Here is a 21,939-nt window from a genome sequence, read left to right on the forward strand (position 1 = left end):
TGATGGAGGATGTTGAGGAGCTTGTGCTTGGCGGAATCGTCGAGGAGGGGAAGGCGGCCGGCGACGCGGGACATGCAGTGGTACGTCGCGGGGAGGGAGGGATCGGCCGTGATACGAGGGATTCTCATCGGGTGATGCGTGAAAGGTGCCGGGGAGGAGTGGGAGGCGGATGTGGTTGAACAGAATGGCGGAATGAGAGTGATCGACGGGATTGAAGAGATCAACAAAAAATACCTGTCCCACTATCAAGCTAGCTCCGCGAGTCCACAAAGCACCCCACCATTGCGGCCGCGTGGAACTCGGCTCCCGGATGCCACGCTTCGCGACGCTCGCACCTCATTCCAGGACTCCGGGACGCCACGGCTACACGGTGGGGACTGGTGTTGGGCTGGTGCAATGTCTACGATGCAGGGAGGGGGGTCGTCTCGGGGAAGATGACGGGATACAGGAATGAGGTGCTTGTGACGATATTTCCAATTGGGCGATGAGTATGCATCACGCGATGAATGGGAACGGGAACCACCGATTTTGGGAGGAGGATCCGTGGCGGGTGCTGCGGATCATGTCGGAGTTTGTGGATTCGTTTGAGGAGATGTCCCAGGTGCCGCCGGGGATCACGATCTTCGGTTCGGCACGGACTCCGGAGGCGGACGGCGGATACCAGTCGGCGCGGGAGCTGGGTCACAAGCTGGCGAAGCACGGGTTTTCGGTGATCACGGGGGGAGGGCCGGGGATCATGGAGGCGGCGAACCGGGGGGCGTCGGAGGTGGATCGGGCGTTGAGCGTGGGGCTGAGCATCGAGTTGCCGTCGGAACAGGCTCCCAACCGGTACGCGGGGGTGCAGGTGGATTTCCGGTATTTCTTCGCGCGAAAGGTGTGTCTGGCGAAGTACAGCACGGGGTTTGTGTTTTTCCCGGGAGGGTTTGGGACGCTGGATGAGTTTGGGGAACTGATCACGCTGGTGCAGACCCAGCGGATTCCGCGGTTCCCGCTGGTGCTGTTCGGGCGTGGGTACTGGGAGGGGCTGGTGCGGTGGATCAACGACACGCTGTTGACGAGCGGGATGATCTCCGCGGGGGACAACGCGTTGTTTCATGTCACGGACTCCGTGGATGAAACGGTGGACTGGTTCCTGGATTTCCGGCGGGAGATGGGGACGCCGCGGAAGGCACCGCGGGCGTTCCGGTAGCGGCGATGGGAGGGTTGGCTGGAACGGATCCGATTCCGGGACAAGCGGTTAGCCGGACGATTGCCAGATGGCGGGAACTCGCCACGCTGGGGCGGTGCACGAAGTGACACGGTTGGGGAACGGGCTGACGGTGGTGACCGCTGCGATGCCGCACATGGCGAGCGTGAGCGTGGGGTTGTGGATCGGGGTGGGTGGCCGCCACGAGCCGGACCGGTTGAACGGGGTGGCGCACTTCATCGAGCACATGCTGTTCAAGGGGACCGAGCGCCGATCGGCGCACCGGATTTCGCAGGATGTCGAGGGGATCGGTGGGTACCTGAACGCGTTCACGAGCGAGGATCACACCTGCTTCTATTCGAAGGCGCTGCGGCACCGGTACGAGGATCTGCTCGAGGTGTTGTTCGACATGCTGCTGCATTCCCGGTTCGACCCCGGGGACATCCGGCGGGAGCGGGAGGTGATCCGGGAGGAGGTGGCCATGTACCTGGACCAGCCGCAGCAGCATGTGCAGGAGTTGTTCAATGAGATCATGTGGCCGGACCATGCGCTGGGGCGGCCGTTGACGGGCACGTTTGGATCGATTGCGCGGATTGGGCGACGGGAGTTGCGGACGTTCCTCGGGCGGCATTACACCGCGCCCGCGGCGGTGGTGGCGGCGGCGGGGGCGCTGGAGCACCAGGCGATCGTCCGGTCGGTGCGGCGGTTGTCCCGACACTGGCCTGCGGAGGCGGGGCCGCGCGGGGAGCCGTTCCACGGCGGTTGTCCGAGTCCGCGCATCCGGCTGTTCACAAAGAAGACGGAGCAATCCCAGGTGGCGCTGGGGTTCCGGGCGTATTCGAGGCACGACCCACGGCGGTATGCGCTCCGGCTGCTGAACATCATCCTGGGGGAGAACATGAGTTCCCGGCTGTTTCAGATTGTGCGGGAGGACCGGGGGCTGGTGTATTCGATCTACTCGACGCCGAGCTTCTGGGAAGACGTGGGGGATCTGGTGATTTCGGCAGGACTGGATGCGGAGAAGATCGAACCGGTGATCCGGCTGGTGATGCGGGAGCTGCGGCGGTTGACGGTCGAGAAGGTGGGCCGGGCGGAACTGCGCCGGGCGCATGACTACGCGCTGGGCCAGATGGAGCTGAGCCTGGAGAACACGGAGCACCGGATGATGTGGCTGGGGGAGCAGATGGTGACCACGGGGCAACTGATGCCGTTCGACCAGGTTCGTGCCGAGCTGGCGCGGGTCAATGGGACGGCACTGCGCGAGGTCGCACGGGATTTGTTCCAACCGGAGCGGAGCGCACTGGCGGTGGTGAGTCCATGGCGGTCGGACCGGCCGTTGCAGCGGGCGATGGCGGAGGGATTTGCCTGACCATGGATCCGGTCATCCCCCATTCCACGAGGCACACGCCCGAGTCGCTGGCGGCGCGTTTTCGCGGGGAACGGGACTGGATGCTGCTGCGGAGCCGCTGCTTCGAGTATCCGCAGGCGCGGTACTCGTTCCTGGCGGCGCGGCCGTTTCTCACATTTCGGGCGTATGGATCGCGGGGGGAGTTGGGTCGCGAAGGGCGGGTGGCGGACGTGATGTTCGGGAATCCCTGGCGGATGATCGAGGGACTCATGGCGCGCTACGAGCTGCTGGATGAGATCGACCTGCCGTTTCCGCTGGGGGGGGCGTTTGGATTCTGGGGGTACGACTTGCGGGTGTACGTCGAGCCGCGGCTGCGCCGGGGAGCCGCGGCGGACCTGGATCTGCCCGACGCATGGCTTGGATTCTATGACAGCCTGGTGGTCTTCGACCATCGGGTGGACCGGACGTACATCGTCTCGACGGGCCTGATGCCGGATGGTTCCCGGGATCCGGTCCGTGCACGCCAGGCGGCCGAGGCATGGCGCCGTCATCTCGATTCGGAACCTGCGGGGGAACCGGTATTGGAATCCGGGTCGGGCCGGATGGAATGGCCGGGAGGGGAGGTGGCGGTTTCGAACCTGGACCGGGAGGGGTATGTGTCGCGGGTCGAACGGGCGCGGCGGTACATCCGGTCGGGGGACATTTACCAGGTGAATCTGGCGCAGCGCTGGGGGGCGCCGCTGGGGGAGGAGGGGTGGGTCCACTGGCTGCGGCTGGCGGAGCGTTCGCCGTCGCCGTTCGGGGCGTTTCTGGAGGCGGGAGATTTCGCGCTGGCGTCGGTGTCGCCCGAACTCTTTCTGAAGATGAGCGGCCGGCAGGTGGTGACGCGGCCGATCAAGGGGACGCGACCGCGGGCGGCGGATCCGGATCTTGACGCGCGGTGGACGTTCGACCTGCAGACCAGTCCGAAGGAGGTGGCGGAACTGGTGATGATCACGGATTTGCTGCGGAACGACCTGGGCCGGATGTGCGAGTACGGGACGATTCGAGTTCCGGACTTGTTGCGGCTGGAGCGGTTTTCGCAGGTGCAGCATCTGGTGTCCACGGTCGAGGGCCGGCTACGTCCTGAGGTGACGCATCTGGCGGCGCTGGAGCATGCCTTTCCCGGGGGGAGCATTACGGGGGCGCCGAAGATCCGGGCGATGGAGGTGATCGACGAACTCGAGCCGGTGGGACGGGGGCCGTACACGGGGTGTGGCGGGTATCTGGGATTCAACCAGGAGAGCCAGGTGAACCTGCTGATCCGGACGAGCGTGATTGAGAACGGGCGGGCCTGGTATCACGCCGGGGCGGGGATCGTGGCCGACTCGGATGCGGGGGCGGAGTACGAGGAGACACGGATCAAGGCCAGGGCCTTTCGGGAGGTGACAGGGATGGACCCGGTGGTTCGCGGTCCGTCCTGGCCGGCGCATGGGGCCGGGCAGCGATGACGGTGTATCTCCAGGACCGTTTTGTGCGGGAGGCGGAGGCGCGGGTCTCGGTGTTTGACCGGGGCTTTCTGTATGGGGACGGGTTGTTCGAGACGGTGCGGGCGTACGGGGGACGGCTGTTTCTGTGGGAGGGCCATTGGGAGCGATTGGTGGCGGGGGCGGGGATGTTGGGAATCCCGCTGCCGGGAACGGGGCCGGCCTTGCGGGAGGTGGCCGGGGAACTGCTGCGGCGGAACGGGCATGGGGATGGGACGGTGCGGATCCAGGTCACGCGGGGTCCGGGGGTGCGGGGGTATTCGCCACGGGGAGCGGGGCCCCCGACGCTGGTGATCACGACCCATCCTGCTGCGCCGCTGGAGGCGCCGTTCCCGGGTCCGTGGCGGCTGCGGACGGCGAGCCTGCGGTTATGGAGCGGCGATCCGACGGTCTGTGCGAAGACAACGAGCAAGCTGTTGCAGGTGCTGGCGCGGGCGGAGGCGGAGGCGGAGGGCGCGGATGAGGCGCTGCTGTTGAATGATCGCGGCGAGGTGGCGGAGACGGCGGCGGGGAACGTCTTCTGGTTCGAGGGGGGGCGGTGGTGCACCCCGATGCTGGAGTCGGGCGGGCTGGCGGGCGTGACGCGGCGGTGGATGTTGGGGCTGCTGGGTCGCCTGGGATGGCCGCATGCCGAGGTGCGGCGGGGGGTGGAGGGGTGGCGGGAGGTGGAGGCGGTGTTTGTGACCCTGAGCAGTCACGGGCTGGTGGCGGTGTCGGAATGGGATGGGCATCGGTGGCCGGCGGACCCCCGGATCGGTCGGTTGCAGGAGGGGTACCGGGAAGCGGTGCGGTCCATTCTTTCCCATTGAAGGGCGCGGGCGGGGACATGATGCTGCCGCGCAGCCATGTTCGCTTTGCTTGCGCAAGCCGCCTGGGAATCGCAACCGGAGATTCCCGTCGGGTTTCAGGGTGATGCGGTGGCCTACTCGCTTCTTCTGCTTCTGGCGGCGGTGATTGTGCTGGGGGCGATCTGCCTGTTGTTCACGCTGCATTTCCTGGCGCAGCGGCGGGGGGAGATGCCGGTGACTGAGGCACCGGCGGCGGAGCGGCCGGATGCTTCCGTGGCCTGGCGGAACAACGGGGTGTTGCTGGTGCCGGCTCGATGGATGGCAGTGCGGGCCACCACGGTGCGCGAGGTGCGCAATGCGCTGCGGTTGTCGCGGGCCACGCCCTGTTCGATCGAGGACGGCCTGGCCGGGAACCATCAGCAGGCGTTGTTCCTGGCGCCACCGGTCAACGGTTGGGTGTTGATCACGGGGCCGGGCGTTCCGGACCCGGCCATCGACATCGACGAGGTGTACCACTTGCTGCGGGCGCTGAGCATCAAGCTGGGTTCGGCCCAGTTTTTCGGGTTCAACCGGGGTCTTGGGCACCACGGCTGGGCCTGGGCGCGCGGGGGCGGGGTGGTGCGGGCTTTTGCCTGGGTGGACGGCACGGTCTGGAACGAGGGTGTTCCCACGCCGGCCGAGCAGTCGCTGCGAATGCGGTGTCCGACCTACGACGATCCGGCGCCGCGGAGCGCCATGGCGCGGCAGGGGATCCTGACCAACATCGACAAGGTTCCCCTGCTGGCGGCCCGATGGAGCATCGACCCGGTGAGTGTCCACCAGCAGTTGCCGAATGGGATCGGGGTGTCGGGGGAGTTCACGCGGGTGCGATCGTCCTGATCCGCGGGAGAATGGGGGTACCGGGGGGCTGGGCGGCTTCAAGGGGCCTGGCCGGCGGGTCGTTGAACCCGGACGCTGACATGCCGGGCGTGGGGCAGGATGAACTTCTTCACTTCGACCGTGACGGAGGGAACGCCGAATCGTGTGCGGGCGCCCTCGGCGATTTCGACGGCCAGCGTTTCGATGAGTTTCCATTGGCGGCCTTCGCCGAGCGAGCGGACCCAGAGGCTTACGGCGTGGTAATCGACGGTCCGTTCGAGGTCGTCGGCTGCGGCCGCGGCGGAGAGGTCGAGGTGCAGTTCCAGGGTGAGGGACAGGCGCTGGGGACGGGCGCGTTCGGTGTCGGGAACGCCGATGTGGAAGAGCACCTCCAGGTCGTGGATCAGGATGCGGTCGGGCATGGGATGGCGAATGGCGAATGGCGAATGGCGAATGGCGAATGGCGAATGGCGAATGGCGAATGGCGAGTGGCGAGTGGCGAGTGGCGAGTGGCGAGTGGCGAGTGGCGAGTGGCGAGTGGTGTGCCTGCGGGTTCGAGTACGAGTACCGCCCTTCGGGCTGAGTACGAGTTTCCACGAGGGTTGGCGGGTGCGGGTTCCGAAAGCCAGGGATGCGCCCGCCGTTCCCCCGTTCCCGGATTCGCGATTCGCCCGGATTCACGAGCCGGGCGGGAGCGGGGGCACGAGGGGCCCGGGTTGGGCGAGGGCGTTGAGGAGGATCCGGGTGGGTTCGTTGAGGTCCATGGCGAGCGCCTCGGCGGGGGTGACCCAGCGGAATGACTGGGCTTCATCGTTGAGGCGGACGTCGGGGTTGCCTGGGGCGTGGCAGCGGTAATTGAGGAGGACGAAATGTTCCTCCCGGTAGAATTCGGGGGAGCGGATGCAGTCCTGGACGAGGACGAAGCGGGGGGCGTCCACATCGAGGCCGGTTTCCTCGCGGAGTTCGCGGCGCAGGGCGTCTTCGCTGGTTTCGCCGAATTCGACTTTGCCGCCGGGGATGCCCCAGCGGCTGGACCATTTGTGGGTGCGGATCATGAGGACGCGGCCGTCGTCGCGGAAGATGGCAGCGCCGACGGTGACGATGGGGCGGCGGCGGGCGGGATCGGTGGAGGCGGGGGCGGAGGGGTTGGGGAGATCGAGGTGATGGCGGGAAAGGATGGCCTGGAGTTCGCCGAGGTGCTCCACGACGAGATCGGGTCCGGCGGCGCGCAGGCGGTTGGAGGCGGTGTAGCCGGTCAGGACGGCGACGCTGCGGACGCCACCGTGGCGGGCGGTTTCGATGTCATGTTCCATGTCCCCGATGAAGAGGGTTTCGTCGGGGAGCCAGGCATGGGAATCGAGGAGGGCGTGGATCTGGCGGCGTTTGTCCCAGACGCCGAGGTAGGGATGGTCGAGGTAGCGATCGAAGCCGATGGCGCGGGTCTGCACGGCGAAGTGGTCGGGGTGCATGGTGCTGAGGAGGGCGGTCCGGAGCTGGCGGGCGCGGCAGAACTCGAGGAAGGCGCGGGCATGGGGGAGTTCGCGGACGGAGTGCTGCACCTCGCGGAAGCGGGCATGGAACCACTCCTCGAGGCGGTCCATGGGAACATCGGGGGTATGGGTCTGGTAGAACCCGGTGAAGGGGAGGGTGAATTCGTCGCGGAACCGTTCGAGGGAGATGGGTTCCCGGCCGGCCTGGCGCAGGACGTGATTGGTGGCTTCCCAGACGGCGGGGAGATCGTCCACGAGGGTCCCCGACCAGTCGAAGATCACGTTGCGGATCACGGGGCGGAGGGTAACAGGGCTGGTAAACGGGGCCAAGCGGCGCATCCGGTGCATCCCGGAGTTGTGGGTGAGGAGGCAGCGAATCGGAGGGACGAGCTCTGCGAGTCCTCAACCCGACGCTCCACGCGGTTGCGGCCTCGTTTCCGTTGCCTCGGGGCCCGGGGGGGCCTTCCAATGGGGCCGATGAACCGCATTCTGGTCCTGTTCGATTCGAAGTCGGGGAACACCGCGAAGATGGCGGAACTGGTGGCCGAGGGGGCGCGGCGCATTGCGGACACGGAGGTGCGGGTGCGCCGGGTGGAGGACGCGACGGCGGACGATGTGCGGTGGTGCGATGGGCTGGCGGTGGGGAGCCCGACGAACATGGGGTTGCTGTCGTGGCGGATGAAGCGGTTTTGGGACGACGTGATGCTGGAGCAGTGGATGGAGGTGGACGGGAAGATTGCGTGTGCGTTCAGCAGCGCGGGGGCCTGGGGGGGAGGGATGGAACTGACGTGCCAGGCGATCCTCACGTTGATGATGAACTTCGGATTCCTGACGTTCGGGGTGACGGACTATGCGGCGAAGGGGATGACGCTGCATTACGGGGCGGTGGCGATGAAGGAGCCGCGCGAGGCGGAGGTGCAGGCGTCGTGCCGCCTGCTGGGGCAGCGGCTGGCGGAATGGACGGCGGTGATGGTGCACGGCCGGCAGGAGGAGCATCCGTCGAGGAAGAAGGATCAGCGGATGACGGCCGGCTGAAGGGCGTGCTGGGGCCCGGGAGGCGGGCAGAACGGGCTTGTCATCGGGGCGCGATTTCCTCGAAGTCGCGCGCATGCCGGATTGGATCGCGGTGATCATACTCGGGATCGTGGAGGGGGTGACGGAGTTTCTGCCGGTCTCCTCGACGGGACATCTGCTGCTGGTGCGGCACTGGCTGCCGATCCGGTCGGAGATGTTGAAGTCGGATTTGTTTATTGTGGTCATCCAGCCGGCGGCGGTGGTGGCGGTGATCCTGGTGTTCTGGAAGCGGCTGGAGGGGTTGGTGCGGGAGTGGCATCGGCCGGAGTCGCGGGATTACGTGTACAAGATGGCGGCGGCGTTTGGGCTGACGGGAGTGGGAGGGTTGGCGATCAAGAAGGTGGGATTTGAACTGCCCGAGACGGTGACGCCGGTGGCGTTGGCGCTGCTGGTGGGAGGGGTGATGTTCCTGGCGGTGGAATGGTGGTTGAAGTCGCGTCCGACGGTCACGGAGGTGACGTGGGTGATGGCGTTGGCGATGGGGGCGGGGCAGTTGCTGGCGGCGGTGTTTCCGGGATTGTCGCGTTCTGGGGCGACGATCCTGGTGGCGCTGATGTTCGGGCTGGCGCGACCGCAGGCGGCGGAGTTTTCGTTTCTGCTGGGGATTCCGACGTTGCTGGCGGCGGGAGCCAAGGAGACGTGGGACGCGCTGCGGGATCCGCCGCCGTACCCGCTGGACTGGGGACTGGTCGCGCTGGGATCGGTGGTGTCGGGGGTGACGGCGTTTGTGGCGGTGAAGTGGCTGCTGCGGTATGTGCAGAGCCACACCTTCAACGTGTTCGGCGTGTACCGGGTGGTGGTGGGGCTGCTGATTCTGGCGTGGGTGTGAGGGGTTGCTGGAGGGTGGTGCGGAGGCGGTGTTCGATGTCGCGCCGGCGTTCCGCGCGGGTCACGGGGGTGCCCTCATCCTCGGTGACATAGAAGGTGTCGATGGCGGCGCCCTTTTCGGTGCTGATTCGGGCGAAGGTGATGTCGAGGCCGAGGTCGGCGAGGGCATCGGTGAGGTCGAAGAGCAGGCCGATGCGGTCGGGTCCCTCGATCTCGATGACCGTGCGGTCGCGGACGGTGGTGTTGTCGAAGGCGATGCGGGCGGGGATGGGTTCGAAGCCGGCGAAGAGGGGCGGGGCGGCGTGGTTCCGGTGTTGGGCGATGAGGCGGGGGAAGTCCAGGGGTTCGCCCCGGAGGGAGCGGGTGAGGAGATCGTCGAAGCATTCCCGTGCCTCGCGTGCGGGGACGCGGGCGGTTTGGGGATCGGTCACGAAGAGGGTATCGAAGACCGGGCCGTCAGGGCGGGAGAAGATGCGGGCGCCGAGGATGTTGAGGGCGGAGGCGGCGAGGGCGCCGGCGACACGGTTGAAGAGGCGCGGGCGGTCCCAGGTGCAGATTTTGAGGACGGAGTAACCGCGGTCCGGTTCGGCGTGCCAGGCGATGACGGGGTCGAGGACGCGACCGTCCGGGGCGAGTTGGTTCCACATGAACCGATGGGCGAGGCTGATATCGCCGGCGATTTCGCGGGCTGAGTGGACGAGGAAATAGCGTTCGGGCAGGTGGGAGAAATGGGATTCGATTTCGTCGGCCTGGATGGTGCGGGGGAGCTGACGGCGGACCTCGGCGCGGAGGGATTTGAGGCGTTCGTGGGCGGCGCCACGGAAGTGGTCATCGCCGGCGAGGACGCCTTCGGCGCGGCGGTGGAGGGTCCAGAGGAGGGATTCCTTGAAGGGGGTCCAGAGGGACTCGCTGGTCGCCATGGAGTCGGCGAAGGTGTGGAGGGTGAGAAGGTGCAGGTGTTCCGGGGTCTGGACGGAGCTGGCGAAGTCGCGGATGACCTCGGGGTCATCGAGGTCGAATTTCTGGGAGAGCCGGGCCATGAGGAGGTGATGGCGGACGAGGAAGGCGACGGTGGCGGAGGCTGGGGCGGGAAGGCGGAGGCGGCGGGTTTGGGTGAGGGCGACGCGGGTGCTTTCGGCGGCGTGATCGCGGGTGTGGGAAGCCTTGCCGACGTCGTGGAGGAGGAGGGCGAGGTAGAGAATGTAGGGGCGATCCAGGGCGCGGAACATTTCGGTGTAGGCGGCGAAGGGTTGTTCGCGGGCGTCCCAGATCCGGTCGAGGACTTCGAGGCAGACCAGGGTGTGTTCGTCGGCGGTGTAGAGGTGGTAGAACTCGTGTTGAACGCGGCAGGTCAGGCGGTGGAAGGCGGGCATGTACTTGGCGAGGAAACCGGTCTCGTGCATGGCACGGAGGATGCGGGCGACGTCCCCGCGCCGATTGAGGATTTCGAGGAAAGTCTGGTGAACGCGGGGATCGGCGAGGAACTCGCGATTGACGAGGGAGAGGTGGCGGCGGATGGCGTCCTCGAGATCGGGATGGAAGGGGAGGCCGAGTTGCTGGGCGTGGAGGAAGGCGCGGATGAGGCGGCGGGGTTGGTCGCGGAAGATGCGGGAGGATGAGGCGACGAGTTCGCCGTCGTGGGCACGGAGTCCGTCGAAGACGGGTTCACGGAAGGGGGTGGCGCGCTGGATGATGCGGCCGAGGCGGGCGAGGCGTCCGGGTTTGCGGAGGGCGAGGCGACGTTCGAGGTTGCGGGTGATGAGGTGGAGATGGCGGACTTCGCGGTAGTAGTCGCCCATGAACCGTTCGACGCGACGGGCGAGGGAACGGTCGTGGTAGCCGAGGTGATGGGCGACGGAGGGTTGGAGGGCGCGGGTGAGGATATCGTTTTTGCGGGACTGCTGGTGGTGGAGTTCGTTGCGGACGCGGAGGAGGAAGTCGTAGGAGCGTTCGAGTTGCCGCCAGGTGGCGCGGTCGAGGAGTTTGCGTCCGACGAGATCGCCGAGGTCGGCGACGTGGAACCGGACGGCGGCCATCCAACGGAGGTTCTGGTAGTCGCGGAGTCCGCCGCAGCCGCTCTTCACATTGGGTTCGAGGAGGCAGTAGCTGTGGCCCCACTTGGCGCGGCGTTCCTGTTGATCCTTGAGCCGTTCCTCGACGTAGGCCTCTTCGCGTCCTTTCAGGCAGCGGTCCTCGAGGACGATGCGCATCTGGGCGAAGAGGCGCCGGTCGCCCCAGACCTGACGGGCCTCGACGAGGGCGGTCCGGGAGTCCATGCGGCGGTTGGCTTCGCGGACGCAGTCGTCGAGGTTGCGGACCACCGGGTGGCATTCGAGTCCGACGGTCCAGAGGAAGGGGACGAACTTTTCCATGAGCGCACGGACGAACGGACCGGGCTCGTGGGTGCGGCGGTCGTGGAGGACGGCGATGTCGAGGTCGCTATGGGGATTGAGTTCGGCGCGACCGTAGCCGCCGAGGGCGACGACGGCGAGGGGTTCGGGGGGGAAGTCGGAGGCGAGGGCGGCGCGGTAGGCGTCGAAGGTGTGTTGGAGGAGGAGATCGATCATTTCGGCGCGGGCGCGGCAGACTTCGCGACCTCCGCCGCCGGCGCGATGGAGGATGCGCAGGCGCTGGGTTTCGATCTTGAGGAAGCGGCGGAAGCGGTCCGGTTCCTCGCAGGGCAGGCGGCCGGCTGGGAGGCGCAGGCGGGCGTGGGCGCTTGCCGACAGCTTTTCGGTGAGAGTGGGCACGGCGGGAGGACGGTAGAGGAGGGTGCTGGGTGGGGGGAATCGGGAATCCGGAAGAGGGGGATGGCGGACAGGGGCCGGCCCGGATCCTAAGCCGTAGCCATGCAATAAGGTCGGGCGCGCCGGCTTAATCTTTTCGGCCAAGGACTCCAAATAGAAAGTCAGGCATAGTGTTGTTGACGTCGCACGACTGCCCGATTCCCCCCCCCGAAATCCCATCCGACCGCTGGAGATGACCTGATCGCGGATCTTCAACAGAACAACGCCCGGCCTTTTCGACACAACGAGGTCAACAGTACACTGCCCGTCTCATTATCTGGAGAATGCGAGAGCGAGTTGATCTGAAGAGCCCGGTGCGGGGCAACCGCCCGCCGGGATCTGAGCGGGGGGCGCCGGGTGACCGGCGGCCCTACCGCGACAGTGCCGCCCTTCGGGCTGAGTACGAGTCCCCACACGGGGTGGTTTGGGCGAGTTCCAGGAACCTGAGATGCGCCCGGGGGCCGGGCGTCCTGAAAATATGGATTGCCGCGACGGGATGGGGCGGCTAGTCCGTTGCGGGAATCAAGGATCCAGACCCATGGAATTCACACCGGCGGGCGAGATCATCGGAGCGATGCACCAGGTGCGGACGGTGAAGATTGCGGGTTTTCCGCAACTTCCTGACGGAGAGTTTTCCTTTGTCGATCTGCATTGCACCAATCCGGCATGTGACTGCCGGAAGACGATTATCCAGGTCATCCACAAGGGAAGGGTGGTCTCGATGATCGATTATGGCTGGGAGACGCCGGAGTATTACCGGAAGTGGATGGGTGACGATGATGCGATGGCGACGGAAATGGCGGGGGCGTCGATTTCCATGGAGAGCCCGGATTTGGTCCGCCGCGAGGCCATCCTCAAGCTGTTCGAGGCGTTGATGAACGAGCGATGGAAGATGGCGTTCAAGCACCACTATGCCCTCGTGAAGGAGCGACTGGCGGCGCGTTCCTCGAAGGGTTCGGCCGCGGCGGATGGGCGGGAGGAGGGGGGCGGGGCGGGGCGGTGAACGATTGACCCGGGCCGGGCGGGGGTTCTACAAAGCGGGCATGTCCCGACGGTTCACCATGGTGCAGGGTGCGGTGCTGGCGGTGTTTCTGGCGATGCCGGGGACCGGGTGCCTGTCCCACGGATCCGGTTCGGGCGGGAAAGGAGAGGCGATGATTGATGTGCGTGAGTTTGGGGTGACCCGGGACGGTGCGCCGGTGCAGGTGTTCACGTTGCGGAACCGGGCGGGGGCGATGGCCCGGGTGACGGGGTACGGGGCGATGTTGACGGAGTTGCACGTGCCGGACCGGCAGGGGCGGTTGGCGGATGTGGTGCTGGGTTTCGAGGATCTCGAGTCGTACTTGAAGGGGCATCCGTTTTTCGGGAACACCACGGGGCGGTACGCGAACCGGATTGCGGGCGCGCGGTTCACGCTGGACGGGGTGACGTACACGCTGGCGGCGAACAACGGGCCGAACCACATCCACGGAGGGCGGTCGGCGCTGGACAAACAGAACTGGGAGGGGGCGCCGGTGGACAGCCCGGATGGGGTGGCGGTGCGGTTCACGCATCGGAGTCCGGACGGAGCCGAGGGGTATCCGGGGAACCTGGATCTGGCGGTGACCTACACGCTGACGCACGACAACGCGCTGCGGATCGATTACGAGGCGCGGACCGACCGGCCAACCGTGATCAACCTGACGAATCACAGCTACTTCAACCTGAAGGGGGCGGGGGAGGGGGATGTGCTGGACCACGTCCTGAAGCTGTACGCCGACCACTACACGCCGGCCGATGAGGGGTTGATTCCGACGGGTGAGATCCGGTCGGTGGCGGGGACGCCGCTGGATTTCCGCCAGCCCATGGCGATTGGAGCACGGTGGGATCAGTTGCCGGAACGGCTGAAGGGGTACGACCACAATTTTGTGCTCAACGATTGGGCACGGGGCAGGCTGGTCGAGGCCGGGGAACTGTACGATCCCGGGAGCGGACGGGTCATGCGGGTGCGGACCACCGAGCCCGGGATGCAGGTGTACTCGGCGATTCACCTGCGTGGGATTGTGGGGAAACAGGGCAGGACTTACGGGCCAGCCGGCGGCTTGTGTCTGGAGACGCAGCATTTCCCGGATTCGCCGAACAAGCCGGAGTTTCCCTCGACGGTGCTGCGCCCGGGCGACACCTTCCGATCCACGACGATCTATGCGTTTTCGGTGAGGTGAAGGCGGAGGCTTGAGGCCTGAAGCCTGAAGCCTGAAGCCTGAAGCCTGAAGCCTGAAACCTGAAACCTGAAACCTGAAACCTGAAGCCTGAGGGCTGAGGGGGGGTTAGGGGACGTAGTGGGGGGGGAAGACGGGGTGGGGTTGGTGGCGGCGGAGGTAGTCTGCGAAGCGGGCGAGGCCGGCTTTTTCGCGGGCGCCGAGGTGGTGCCGGGTGTGCCGGGTGAGGTAACGGCGGCGAAAGGCGGCGTCGCGTTCGGGGGCGGATTCGATGATGAGATCGAGTTCGCGTTGTCCGCGGAGCGCTGCGGATTGGAGTTCTGCCCGGAGGGAGGTGGTGTCGGCATCGCGGCGCAGAACCCAGACGGCGTACACGAAGGGGAGGCCGGTCAATTGCTGCCAGGCCAGGCCGAGGTCCCAGACGGGCAGATCCGGGTGGAGGTGGCGAAAGGCAATGGCCGGATCGCCGATGAGGAGGGCGGCGTCGTGGTCCGGCGCGCGGTCCGGTTCGGGAAGAGGCCGCAGGGCGGGGCGCAGACCACGTTCCGCGAGGAGTACGCGGAGGAGGTTGACGCTGGTGAGGGAGGCGGTGTGGCAGAAGACGGTTTGAATGCAGTCGAGGGGTTGCCGGTGGGCGAGGAAGACGCTGTGCACTTCGCCGTCGGAGGCGACGCAGGGGCCGTCGAGGATGTCGTAGCCGGGATGGAGAAGGGCCTCGGTCACGCTGAGCAGGGCGGCGTCGAGTTCGCCCAGGCGGAGGGAGACGGCGAGGTCGGACGGGGGTGCGAGACGGAGGCGGTGTTCGATGCCGCGGACGAGGGGTGCGGCGTTGAGGTAGGGGACGGATCCGGCGCGCAGCAAGGTGCCCGGATCTGGGGCGAGGGCAGGGAGCGTCCCGGAATCGGGCGGTGTCGGGAAGAGAGTGGACGGCAACATGCGAACCGGTGGGGCCATGGTGCCAGCGGACGGGCGTTGAGCCAGTCCGGCATCGTTGGGGTCAGATCTCTGATTTTGACAAATCTCCGGAGGTCGGAGGAGGGTTGCGGACATGGCGAGGCCTTTGCGATGCGAGTTGGAGGGAGGGCGCCAGCATGTGATGGCGCGGGGGAACGAGCGGAGGCCCATCTTCGTGGAAGACCGGGACCGGCAGCACTTCATGGAGTTACTGGCGGAGCTTCCGGAGCGATTCGGGGTGGAGGTGCATGCCTGGGTGCTGATGGACAATCATTATCATCTGCTGTTGAGGACACCGGAGGCGAATCTGAGCCGGGCGTGCCAGTGGTTGAACGTGGCGTACAGCGTGTGGTTCAACCGGCGGCATGAACGGATCGGGCACCTTTTTCAGGGGCGGTTCAAATCTGTGCTGGTGGACGACGGGAGCTGGATGGAGGTGGCCCGGTATGTGCATTTGAATCCGGTGCGGGTGGCTGGATTGGGACTGGGCAAACCGGACCGTGCGCGACAGCGGACGGTGGGTTCGCCCGACCCCGGGGGAGACTTGGTGGCGCGACGCCTGGAGGGATTGCGGAGCTTCCGGTGGAGTTCGTACCGGGCGTATGCGGGATTGGCGGAGGCGCCCCCGTGGCTGACGACCGGCGATGTGCTGGGAGTCGGGCGGGGCGGTCTGACCGTGACCGAGGCCAGACGGGAGTTGCGAAAGTACCATGAGGCGCCCCTGCGGGGAGGCCGCTTGGAGACGGTGTGGGACCGGGTGGTGGGGGGGGCGCTGCTAGGGTCGGAGGAGTTCATTGTCCGGATGAAGGAGCGGCTCAAGCAGGTGCCGGGGGAGGTTTCCGGGGCTGGCGGGTTTCGGGATCGGATTGGGTGGGAGCGGATCGTTGAGGCGGTGGAGGCGGAGCACGGCGAGCGGTGGGAGGCATTTCGGGATCGACACGGGGACTGGGCCCGGGATGTGGCGCTGTACCTGGGGCGTCGGAGAGGGCGGATGACCTTGCGGGAGCTGGGCGAGCGAGTGGGCGGACTTGGCGTGGCGGCGACCGGGCAGGCGGTGAGTCGGGTGACCAGGAGCCGGGAACGGGGTGGGGATCTGGCTCGACGCATCGAGGCGATCGAACGGCAATTGTCAAAATCAGAGATGTGACCCCGAGACGATTCATGGTGCTGGCCCTGGGGGGCGGGGTTCTGGTGGCGGAATTCGTGCTGGGGTATGCGCTGTGGATGCGACAGTCCCGGCAGAGTGCCATTCATCACACGTTGGGTGAGGTGAGGTTGGTGCTGGAGGAGTTCGCCGACCGGCCGCGGCCGGTCGCGGTGCGCGTGTTGTACGAGCCGGAGTCGATGTATCGTCCTGACCCGCTTTTGGGGTATTCGAGCCGGCCCGGGGTTTACCAGGTGACACTGACGAACACAGCGGGCGGGGAGGCGCGCACTTTTCGGGTGACGATCGATGAGGCCGGTCGGCGGGTGACGTCAGCGGCGCCGGGGTTGTTGGAGGGACGACCGGAGATCTGGGTGATGGGGAACTCGTTTGTTTATGGTTGGGGTAACGACGACGAGACGACCTTGGGGGCGTTCCTGCAGCGTTATTTTCCGGACCGACGGGTGGTGAACTATGCGGAGAGCGGGTACGGCAATGTGCATGGGTATTTGCAGATGCTCCGGGATCTGCCGATGGCGGACCCGGCGCCGCAGACGGTGGTCGTAGGGTACGCCGACTACTACAACGAGCGGAATGTGGCCGCGGCGAGCCGGTTGCAGACCTTTCGTCGCGGGCTGGACAGGACCGGCGGGGGCGAATGGCAGTCGGATCCGGCCGAGTTCACGCATCCGCGGGCTCGGTTGGTGGAGGGACGGTTGGAGATCGACCGGGTGCCCTTGTTTCCGGAGGCCTCCGGCCGTTCCCAGCGCGGGAGGGATCCGTCGCTGGACGAGCAGTACGAGGTGACCTGCCGGCTGTTGGAGGAGATGGCGCAGCTGGGTTCGGCGCATGGGGTGCGTCTGGTGTTGGGATTTCTTCAGGGCGGGGACGACGACCCGGCGGTGACGTGTGCGGAGGCGCATGGCTACCTGGTGGCGGATCTGCGTCCAGACTACAACCGGCACGAGTGGGACGATTTCCAGCCGCTGGACGGGCATCCGGGGCCGGTGGCCCAGAGCATCTACGCGTGGAAACTGTTCCGGGCACTGATGGAGGGTGAGGAGGACGGGGTCGGATCGCTGCCTGCACAGTGACCAGTGACCTTCCGAAGCACGACTTCGAAGCGTAAATAAAAAGTCAGGCGATTTGATGTTGACGCCGAATCATCCGGTCAGAAGTTCGAGAAGGTATTAAAAGTCAGGCGTCTTTCGGTTGACGCAGTGATCCGATCGGGGGCCCAAAGAAATCTCATTCGGCTGCGGGGAGATGGGCTTGTCGCCGGTAAGTAAAACGAGCCGGGCCTATTCTTTGACGGTCAGTCAATAGTACAATGCCTGCCAAATAATCGGCATGGGTGCTTCCTTACGGGGCGTTGCCTGGATGGAGGTCAGGCGCGGGGGATGAGAGTATCCGGGGATGGACCTGGGGCTTTGCGAAGGAGGCGGGCGATCCTGGGGCCGACGAGGGAGAGGACGAGGAGGAGCCAGAGGACGAGGCAGATGGGGCGGGTGACAAAGGGCAGGAAGGCGCCCTGGGACTTGATGAGGCCGGTTCGGAGATTCTCTTCGACCATGGGGCCCAGGATGAGACCAAGGATGAGGGGGGCGACGGGGATGCGTCGGGATTCGAGGAAATAGCCGACCCAGCCGGCGGCGACCATGATCCCGACATCGAAGAGGCTGTTGCGAAGGGCGAAGGCGCCGACGACGGAGAAGACGACGACGGCGGTCATGATGAGGTTGCGGGGGAGGCGGAGGATGCCGCCGAAGGTCTTGAAGGCGAGGTAGCCGCAGGGGAGGAGGAGGAGTTGGGTGATGAGGGCGATGCCGAAGATGGCCTCCACCTGGGCGGCGCTTTGTTCGAAGATGAGGGGGCCGGGCTTGAGGTTGTACACGAGCACGGCGCCAATGACGATGGCGGTGACGGTGTCACCGGGGATGCCGAAGACGAGGGCGGGGATCCAGGCGCCGGCGACGGCGGCGTTGTGGGCGCCGGCAGGCGCAACGACGCCGCGTTCGTCGCCCTTTCCGAGCCGTTCCGGATTTCGGGCGGATTTCTTTTCGATGCCGTAGGCGGCCCAGGCGGCGATGTCGGCGCCGGCGCCGGGCAGGGCTCCGGTGAAGGTGCCGACGATGGAGGCTCGGACGAGAGTCAGCTTGTGGCGGAGGAGGGTGAGGAGGCTATGGAGGGGGCGGATGTGGTCGTCTGGGCGGACGGAGGGGGCGGACATGGACTCGCCCCGGGCGACATTGCGAAGGACTTCGGAGAGGCCGAAGAGGCCGATCATGACGGGGATGAAGCCGACGCCGCTCATGAGGTCGGACTGGCCGAAGGTGAAGCGGGGGGTGCCGCTGACGAGGTCGATGCCAACGGTGGAGAGGAGCATGCCGAGGGCGGCGGCGAGGAGGCCTTTGATGGTGGAGCCGCCGCTGACGGCGGCGCTGAGGCTAAGCCCGAGAATGCCCAGCCAGAAGTATTCGAAATTGCTGAAGCGCAGCGCGAACTTGGCGAGTTGCGGGGCGAGGAACATGAGGATCAGCACACCGACGAGGCCGCCGAGGCAGGAGCTGAAGAGGGCGAGGGAGAGGGCGTGGCCGGCGCGGCCTTGTCGGGCCATGGCGTGGCCGTCGAGTGTGGTGGCGGCGGAGGCTGGGGTGCCGGGGATGCGGAGGTAGATGGCGGGGATGTCGCCGGCGAAGATGGCGGCGAAGCTGACCCCGATGATCATGGCGAGGCTGGCGGTGGGGTTGTCGAGTTCGAAGCTGATGGGGACGATGAGGGCGACGGCCATGGTAGCCGTGAGGCCGGGGGTGGCGCCCACAAACAGGCCGAAGAGCATGGCCAGAATGAGCGGCCCGAGGATCTGCGGTTGGAGCAGTTCCGTCATGGCCGGTTCGATCCGGGTTTGGGAGGTGGGAGGCGGGTTACCATGGGAATCCGAGCAGACCGGTGGGGAGTTGAACGCGGAAGAGGGTGGCGAAGAGGAGATGGATCACGGCAACGAGGGTGATGGCGGTGCCGACGGCCCAGCGCCAGGTGGCACCGAGGCCTTTCATGAGGCCCAGGACCAGCAGAATGGTGCTCGGGATGAAGCCGAGCCAGGCGATGGCGGGGACATAGAGGATGGCGGCCAGTCCGACGGAAAGGGTGGCACGGGGCGGAAAGAGGGATCGGGGATTGGGGAGGAACGGGTTGGGTTCGCCACGGGCTGCGGCGGCGCGCTGGGCTTCGCGAAGTTCGATGAGTTCCCGGAGGCCGCCGGCCGCAAGGAAGAGTCCCAGGAGGAGCGGAAAGGCGCGGGGTCCAGGGTCGGAAGTGTCGCCGAGGGGCCGATAGGGGATACGGGCGGCGAGGAAGGCGGCCATGGCGCCAAAGGCCACCAAGGCGGTGCCGAGGGCGAGGCTGGGACGGTCTGGAGGGGGCGGGGAATCGGGGTCGGGGATCATGGTCGTGCGTAGCCGGCAGCCTCGATGACGGTCCGCCACTGGGCGTCCTGGGCCTCCAGGAAGGCGGTGAAGTCGTGGGGCCCGCGGCGGGCGGTGGCGAATCCGTTGAGGCGCATGAACTCGGCGAATTCGGGGGATTCCGTGATGGTCTGGAGGTGGGACTGGAGGAGCGCGACGATGTCGGGGTGAACGCCACGGGGCAGGACGATGCCGCGCCAGCCGATCGCCTCCCAGTCGATGCCGGCTTCGAGGACCGTGGGGAGATCGGGGAATTCGGCGAGGCGTTCGCGACTCATGACGGCGAGGACGCGGAGCTGGCCGGCCTCGATCTGGGAGGCGGCTTCGGGGACGCTGCAGCAGACGAGATCGACGTGACCGCCGAGGAGTTCGACGAGGGAGGGAGCTGAGCCCTGGGTGGGAACCCAGACGACAGAATCCACGGTCAATCCAGCAGCCATGAGGAAACCGGCGCGGGCGAGGTCCCAGGCTCCCCCGGTGGAGGTGCCGGACATGCTGAGCTGGCGGGGGTTCTGGCGGATGTGATCGATCAATTGGGTGACCGAGGTCCAGGGGGCATCCTGGCGGACGATAAGGGCGGCGGCGTCGCCGTTGAGCTGAATGAGCGGGGTGAAGTCGCGGTGGGTCAACTCCGAGATGCCCATCCAGTGCATGGTATTGAGCTCGAAGGTGGCCATGGTGAGGGTGTAGCCATCGGGAGCGGCGTCGGCCCCCGCTTGATGGCCGGCGGCACCGCTGCCGCCGATGCGGTTCACGACCACGACGGGCCGGCCGAGGCGGCGCTGGAGTTGTTCGGCGACAAATCGGGCGATACGGTCGGTGCCGCCGCCGGCGGCCCAGGGGCAGATCAGAGTAACGGCCCGGCGAGGGTAGCCTTCGGCCGGGCTGACATTGGGATCGACAGCCTCGCCGGGACGGCAGCCTGGGAGGAGTGCAAGGAGGCCAGCTGCCAGCCAGGCGCGGGGGTTGAGGAGGGAGCGAAGGATCATTGGGGTTGTGGCGGGAGGGGGATGGAGGACGCTGGATTCCTGGCGCATGGGTGGGCGGCTATCGTCCGGCGCGGAGGGATGAGGGCATTCCGGGGGTGGGGATGCGGATGCCGGTGTCCCGGAGGCGGTGGCCGCGCACCCGGTAGATCCAGAGTTCCCGGTCGGGATGGCATTGCACGACGAGGTGACGTCCGTCCGGGCTGAAGGCGACACCTTCGGGGATGCGGCCGATGAGGACTTCCTGGACGACGGTAAAGCGGTTGCCTTGGCGGCGGAGGAGGACGAGGGAGCCGTTGGCGGTGCGGAGGGGATCGGCGGGGCCGAGGTTGGAACCGTTCATGAGGACCGCGGCGACGAGGTGGCCGCGGGGATGAATCTCGATGGATTCGGGAACGGCGCCGAGGGCGACGTAGTCGTGGGTGCGGATGGGGTCCACGGTGAGGTCGATGACGGACATGGCGTCGGGATCGAGACCGTTGCCATGGCCTTGGCCGGCGGTGAGGGCGAGGCGGCCATCGGGGGTGATGACACAGCGATAGGGCTGGCCATAGACGGAGACCTTCCGGTCGGTGGGGCGGAGGGTGTCGCCATCGAGTAGGAGTACGGCGAGGTAACCGCCCTTTTGGACGCTGGCGAGGACAAGGCGGCCATTGGGATGGACGGCGACGTCCGAGACGCTGTCCTCGGGTGCGGCCACCGGGACAGTCTGGAGGTGGGAGAGGTGCGGACCATCGAGCCGCAGAAGGGAGACGGTGCCATCGGCGCGGTTGGCGACGAGGACACGGGAGCCATCGGGTGTGATGGAGAGCCCGCTGGGCTGGCTGCCGGCGCGGGCTTCGCCGACGACGCGGGGAGGCTGGAGGGTGAGGTCCACGACACGGAGGGTGGACTCGGGGATCCAGCGGGAGGGATCGAGGGGATCCAGGCGGAGGGAGTCGGCGACGATGGCGTGGCGGTTGTCGGGGGTGATGGCGAGGTTGGAAGGGGGGCCGATAACGGAATTGGGAATGTCGTCGATATGCTGAACTCGGGGCGGGAAGACGGAGAAGTCGAGCAGGGTGAGGGAATCGGGATTGGCGCCTGGGACGGTGCGGGCGGCACCGGAATCGAGGTCGATCTTGTTCTCGTTGCCCGAGATCATCAGTTGCGCTGTCGCCGATTGGGGCAGCGCGGGGAGGAGGCCGGCGAGGATGAGACGGGCGAGCGCCAGGCGGCGGGCTGTTCGCGGGATTGGGAGGGGGCCGAGCATGGGCTGGTGCCTGGAACCTTTGGATCGGATCGGATTGGGCTTTATGACCACGGATGG

The 21,939-nt window shown here is 66.7% G+C and carries 19 protein-coding genes; 11 read left to right on the forward strand and 8 right to left on the reverse strand.

Going from position 1 to position 21,939, the window contains the following annotated elements; genetic code table 11:
* Positions 1-502: 502 nt before the first annotated feature.
* The 5 genes from KF833_22050 to KF833_22070 all read left to right on the forward strand — a co-directional run bounded on the left by KF833_22050 (position 503) and on the right by KF833_22070 (position 5,727).
* Positions 503-1,189 (forward strand): TIGR00730 family Rossman fold protein, encoded by a 687-nt coding sequence (locus KF833_22050; protein MBX3747999.1) that lies wholly within the window; start codon positions 503-505, stop codon positions 1,187-1,189.
* Positions 1,190-1,283: 94 nt separating this feature from the next.
* A complete protein-coding gene (locus tag KF833_22055; GenBank protein ID MBX3748000.1) occupies positions 1,284-2,555 on the forward strand; it encodes an insulinase family protein in 1,272 nt (423 codons plus the stop codon).
* Between the two features lie 2 nt (positions 2,556-2,557).
* Positions 2,558-4,024: an anthranilate synthase component I family protein gene (locus tag KF833_22060; GenBank protein ID MBX3748001.1), complete on the forward strand. Its 1,467-nt coding sequence runs from the start codon at positions 2,558-2,560 to the stop codon at positions 4,022-4,024.
* On the forward strand, positions 4,021-4,869 hold the full coding sequence (locus KF833_22065) for an aminotransferase class IV (GenBank protein MBX3748002.1): 849 nt from the start codon (positions 4,021-4,023) through the stop codon (positions 4,867-4,869). The genes KF833_22060 and KF833_22065 overlap by 4 nt, the downstream gene beginning before the upstream one ends.
* Positions 4,870-4,905: 36 nt before the next feature.
* Positions 4,906-5,727, forward strand: coding sequence for a hypothetical protein (locus tag KF833_22070; protein ID MBX3748003.1), 822 nt, complete (start codon positions 4,906-4,908; stop codon positions 5,725-5,727).
* Positions 5,728-5,765: 38 nt separating this feature from the next.
* Here KF833_22070 and folB read toward each other — a convergent pair whose 3' ends face one another.
* Together folB and KF833_22080 are read right to left on the reverse strand one after the other, a co-directional pair.
* The gene (folB, locus tag KF833_22075; protein MBX3748004.1) at positions 5,766-6,128 is read right to left on the reverse strand and encodes a dihydroneopterin aldolase; all 363 of its coding nucleotides are present in this window, start codon (positions 6,126-6,128) and stop codon (positions 5,766-5,768) included.
* 255 nt (positions 6,129-6,383) lie between these two features.
* Positions 6,384-7,535 carry an NUDIX domain-containing protein gene (locus tag KF833_22080; protein MBX3748005.1) on the reverse strand — a complete coding sequence of 384 codons (1,152 nt, stop codon included), beginning with the start codon at positions 7,533-7,535 and terminating at the stop codon, positions 6,384-6,386.
* A 138-nt stretch (positions 7,536-7,673) separates the two neighbouring features.
* Here KF833_22080 and KF833_22085 point away from each other — a divergent pair, with 138 nt between their 5' ends.
* Both KF833_22085 and KF833_22090 read left to right on the forward strand, forming a co-directional pair.
* Entirely contained in the window at positions 7,674-8,231 is a 558-nt protein-coding gene (locus KF833_22085) for a flavodoxin family protein (protein MBX3748006.1), read from the forward strand.
* A gap of 73 nt (positions 8,232-8,304) precedes the next feature.
* Positions 8,305-9,099 (forward strand): undecaprenyl-diphosphate phosphatase, encoded by a 795-nt coding sequence (locus KF833_22090; GenBank protein MBX3748007.1) that lies wholly within the window; start codon positions 8,305-8,307, stop codon positions 9,097-9,099.
* Here KF833_22090 and glnD read toward each other — a convergent pair.
* Complete coding sequence (gene glnD / locus KF833_22095; protein ID MBX3748008.1) at positions 9,041-11,848, reverse strand: [protein-PII] uridylyltransferase; 2,808 nt, start codon at positions 11,846-11,848, stop codon at positions 9,041-9,043. The genes KF833_22090 and glnD overlap by 59 nt on opposite strands.
* 574 nt (positions 11,849-12,422) lie before the next feature.
* On the opposite strand from glnD, the gene KF833_22100 reads away from it, so the two are divergent.
* Both KF833_22100 and KF833_22105 read left to right on the forward strand, forming a co-directional pair.
* Positions 12,423-12,887 carry a hypothetical protein gene (locus KF833_22100; protein MBX3748009.1) on the forward strand — a complete coding sequence of 155 codons (465 nt, stop codon included), beginning with the start codon at positions 12,423-12,425 and terminating at the stop codon, positions 12,885-12,887.
* Positions 12,888-12,927: 40 nt separating this feature from the next.
* The gene (locus tag KF833_22105; GenBank protein ID MBX3748010.1) at positions 12,928-14,085 is read left to right on the forward strand and encodes a galactose mutarotase; all 1,158 of its coding nucleotides are present in this window, start codon (positions 12,928-12,930) and stop codon (positions 14,083-14,085) included.
* Between the two features lie 105 nt (positions 14,086-14,190).
* On the opposite strand, the gene KF833_22110 is transcribed toward KF833_22105, so the two are convergent.
* On the reverse strand, positions 14,191-15,018 hold the full coding sequence (locus KF833_22110; protein ID MBX3748011.1) for a menaquinone biosynthesis protein: 828 nt from the start codon (positions 15,016-15,018) through the stop codon (positions 14,191-14,193).
* Between the two features lie 112 nt (positions 15,019-15,130).
* Here KF833_22110 and KF833_22115 point away from each other — a divergent pair, with 112 nt between their 5' ends.
* Together KF833_22115 and KF833_22120 are read left to right on the forward strand one after the other, a co-directional pair.
* Entirely contained in the window at positions 15,131-16,183 is a 1,053-nt protein-coding gene (locus KF833_22115; GenBank protein ID MBX3748012.1) for a transposase, read from the forward strand.
* A complete protein-coding gene (locus KF833_22120; protein MBX3748013.1) occupies positions 16,180-17,274 on the forward strand; it encodes a hypothetical protein in 1,095 nt (364 codons plus the stop codon). The genes KF833_22115 and KF833_22120 overlap by 4 nt, the downstream gene beginning before the upstream one ends.
* Positions 17,275-17,567: 293 nt before the next feature.
* On the opposite strand, the gene KF833_22125 is transcribed toward KF833_22120, so the two are convergent.
* Genes KF833_22125 through KF833_22140 form a run of 4 tightly spaced genes read right to left on the reverse strand, consistent with a single transcriptional unit; the run spans position 17,568 to position 21,882 of the window.
* The gene (locus KF833_22125) at positions 17,568-19,067 is read right to left on the reverse strand and encodes a tripartite tricarboxylate transporter permease (protein MBX3748014.1); all 1,500 of its coding nucleotides are present in this window, start codon (positions 19,065-19,067) and stop codon (positions 17,568-17,570) included.
* 37 nt (positions 19,068-19,104) lie between these two features.
* Positions 19,105-19,626 (reverse strand): tripartite tricarboxylate transporter TctB family protein, encoded by a 522-nt coding sequence (locus KF833_22130; protein MBX3748015.1) that lies wholly within the window; start codon positions 19,624-19,626, stop codon positions 19,105-19,107.
* Entirely contained in the window at positions 19,623-20,681 is a 1,059-nt protein-coding gene (locus KF833_22135; GenBank protein ID MBX3748016.1) for a tripartite tricarboxylate transporter substrate binding protein, read from the reverse strand. The genes KF833_22130 and KF833_22135 overlap by 4 nt, the downstream gene beginning before the upstream one ends.
* Before the next feature lie 10 nt (positions 20,682-20,691).
* Positions 20,692-21,882 (reverse strand): beta-propeller fold lactonase family protein, encoded by a 1,191-nt coding sequence (locus tag KF833_22140; GenBank protein ID MBX3748017.1) that lies wholly within the window; start codon positions 21,880-21,882, stop codon positions 20,692-20,694.
* Positions 21,883-21,939 lie beyond the last annotated feature (57 nt).

The organism is Verrucomicrobiia bacterium, assembly GCA_019634625.1.
GTDB lineage: Bacteria > Verrucomicrobiota > Verrucomicrobiia > Limisphaerales > CAIMTB01 > CAIMTB01.

What these genes read in the sequence shown, in the direction of transcription:
- KF833_22050 (MBX3747999.1), top strand. Translation starts at nt 503, where the DNA reads ATGAATGGGAACGGGAACCACCGATTTTGGGAGGAGGATCCGTGGCGG.
- KF833_22060 (MBX3748001.1), top strand. Translation starts at nt 2,558, where the DNA reads ATGGATCCGGTCATCCCCCATTCCACGAGGCACACGCCCGAGTCGCTG.
- KF833_22065 (MBX3748002.1), top strand. Translation starts at nt 4,021, where the DNA reads ATGACGGTGTATCTCCAGGACCGTTTTGTGCGGGAGGCGGAGGCGCGG.
- KF833_22070 (MBX3748003.1), top strand. Translation starts at nt 4,906, where the DNA reads ATGTTCGCTTTGCTTGCGCAAGCCGCCTGGGAATCGCAACCGGAGATT.
- folB (MBX3748004.1), bottom strand. Translation starts at nt 6,128, where the DNA reads ATGCCCGACCGCATCCTGATCCACGACCTGGAGGTGCTCTTCCACATC.
- KF833_22080 (MBX3748005.1), bottom strand. Translation starts at nt 7,535, where the DNA reads ATGCGCCGCTTGGCCCCGTTTACCAGCCCTGTTACCCTCCGCCCCGTG.
- KF833_22085 (MBX3748006.1), top strand. Translation starts at nt 7,674, where the DNA reads ATGAACCGCATTCTGGTCCTGTTCGATTCGAAGTCGGGGAACACCGCG.
- KF833_22090 (MBX3748007.1), top strand. Translation starts at nt 8,305, where the DNA reads ATGCCGGATTGGATCGCGGTGATCATACTCGGGATCGTGGAGGGGGTG.
- KF833_22100 (MBX3748009.1), top strand. Translation starts at nt 12,423, where the DNA reads ATGGAATTCACACCGGCGGGCGAGATCATCGGAGCGATGCACCAGGTG.
- KF833_22105 (MBX3748010.1), top strand. Translation starts at nt 12,928, where the DNA reads ATGTCCCGACGGTTCACCATGGTGCAGGGTGCGGTGCTGGCGGTGTTT.
- KF833_22110 (MBX3748011.1), bottom strand. Translation starts at nt 15,018, where the DNA reads ATGTTGCCGTCCACTCTCTTCCCGACACCGCCCGATTCCGGGACGCTC.
- KF833_22115 (MBX3748012.1), top strand. Translation starts at nt 15,131, where the DNA reads ATGGCGAGGCCTTTGCGATGCGAGTTGGAGGGAGGGCGCCAGCATGTG.
- KF833_22125 (MBX3748014.1), bottom strand. Translation starts at nt 19,067, where the DNA reads ATGACGGAACTGCTCCAACCGCAGATCCTCGGGCCGCTCATTCTGGCC.
- KF833_22130 (MBX3748015.1), bottom strand. Translation starts at nt 19,626, where the DNA reads ATGATCCCCGACCCCGATTCCCCGCCCCCTCCAGACCGTCCCAGCCTC.
- KF833_22135 (MBX3748016.1), bottom strand. Translation starts at nt 20,681, where the DNA reads ATGCGCCAGGAATCCAGCGTCCTCCATCCCCCTCCCGCCACAACCCCA.
- KF833_22140 (MBX3748017.1), bottom strand. Translation starts at nt 21,882, where the DNA reads ATGCTCGGCCCCCTCCCAATCCCGCGAACAGCCCGCCGCCTGGCGCTC.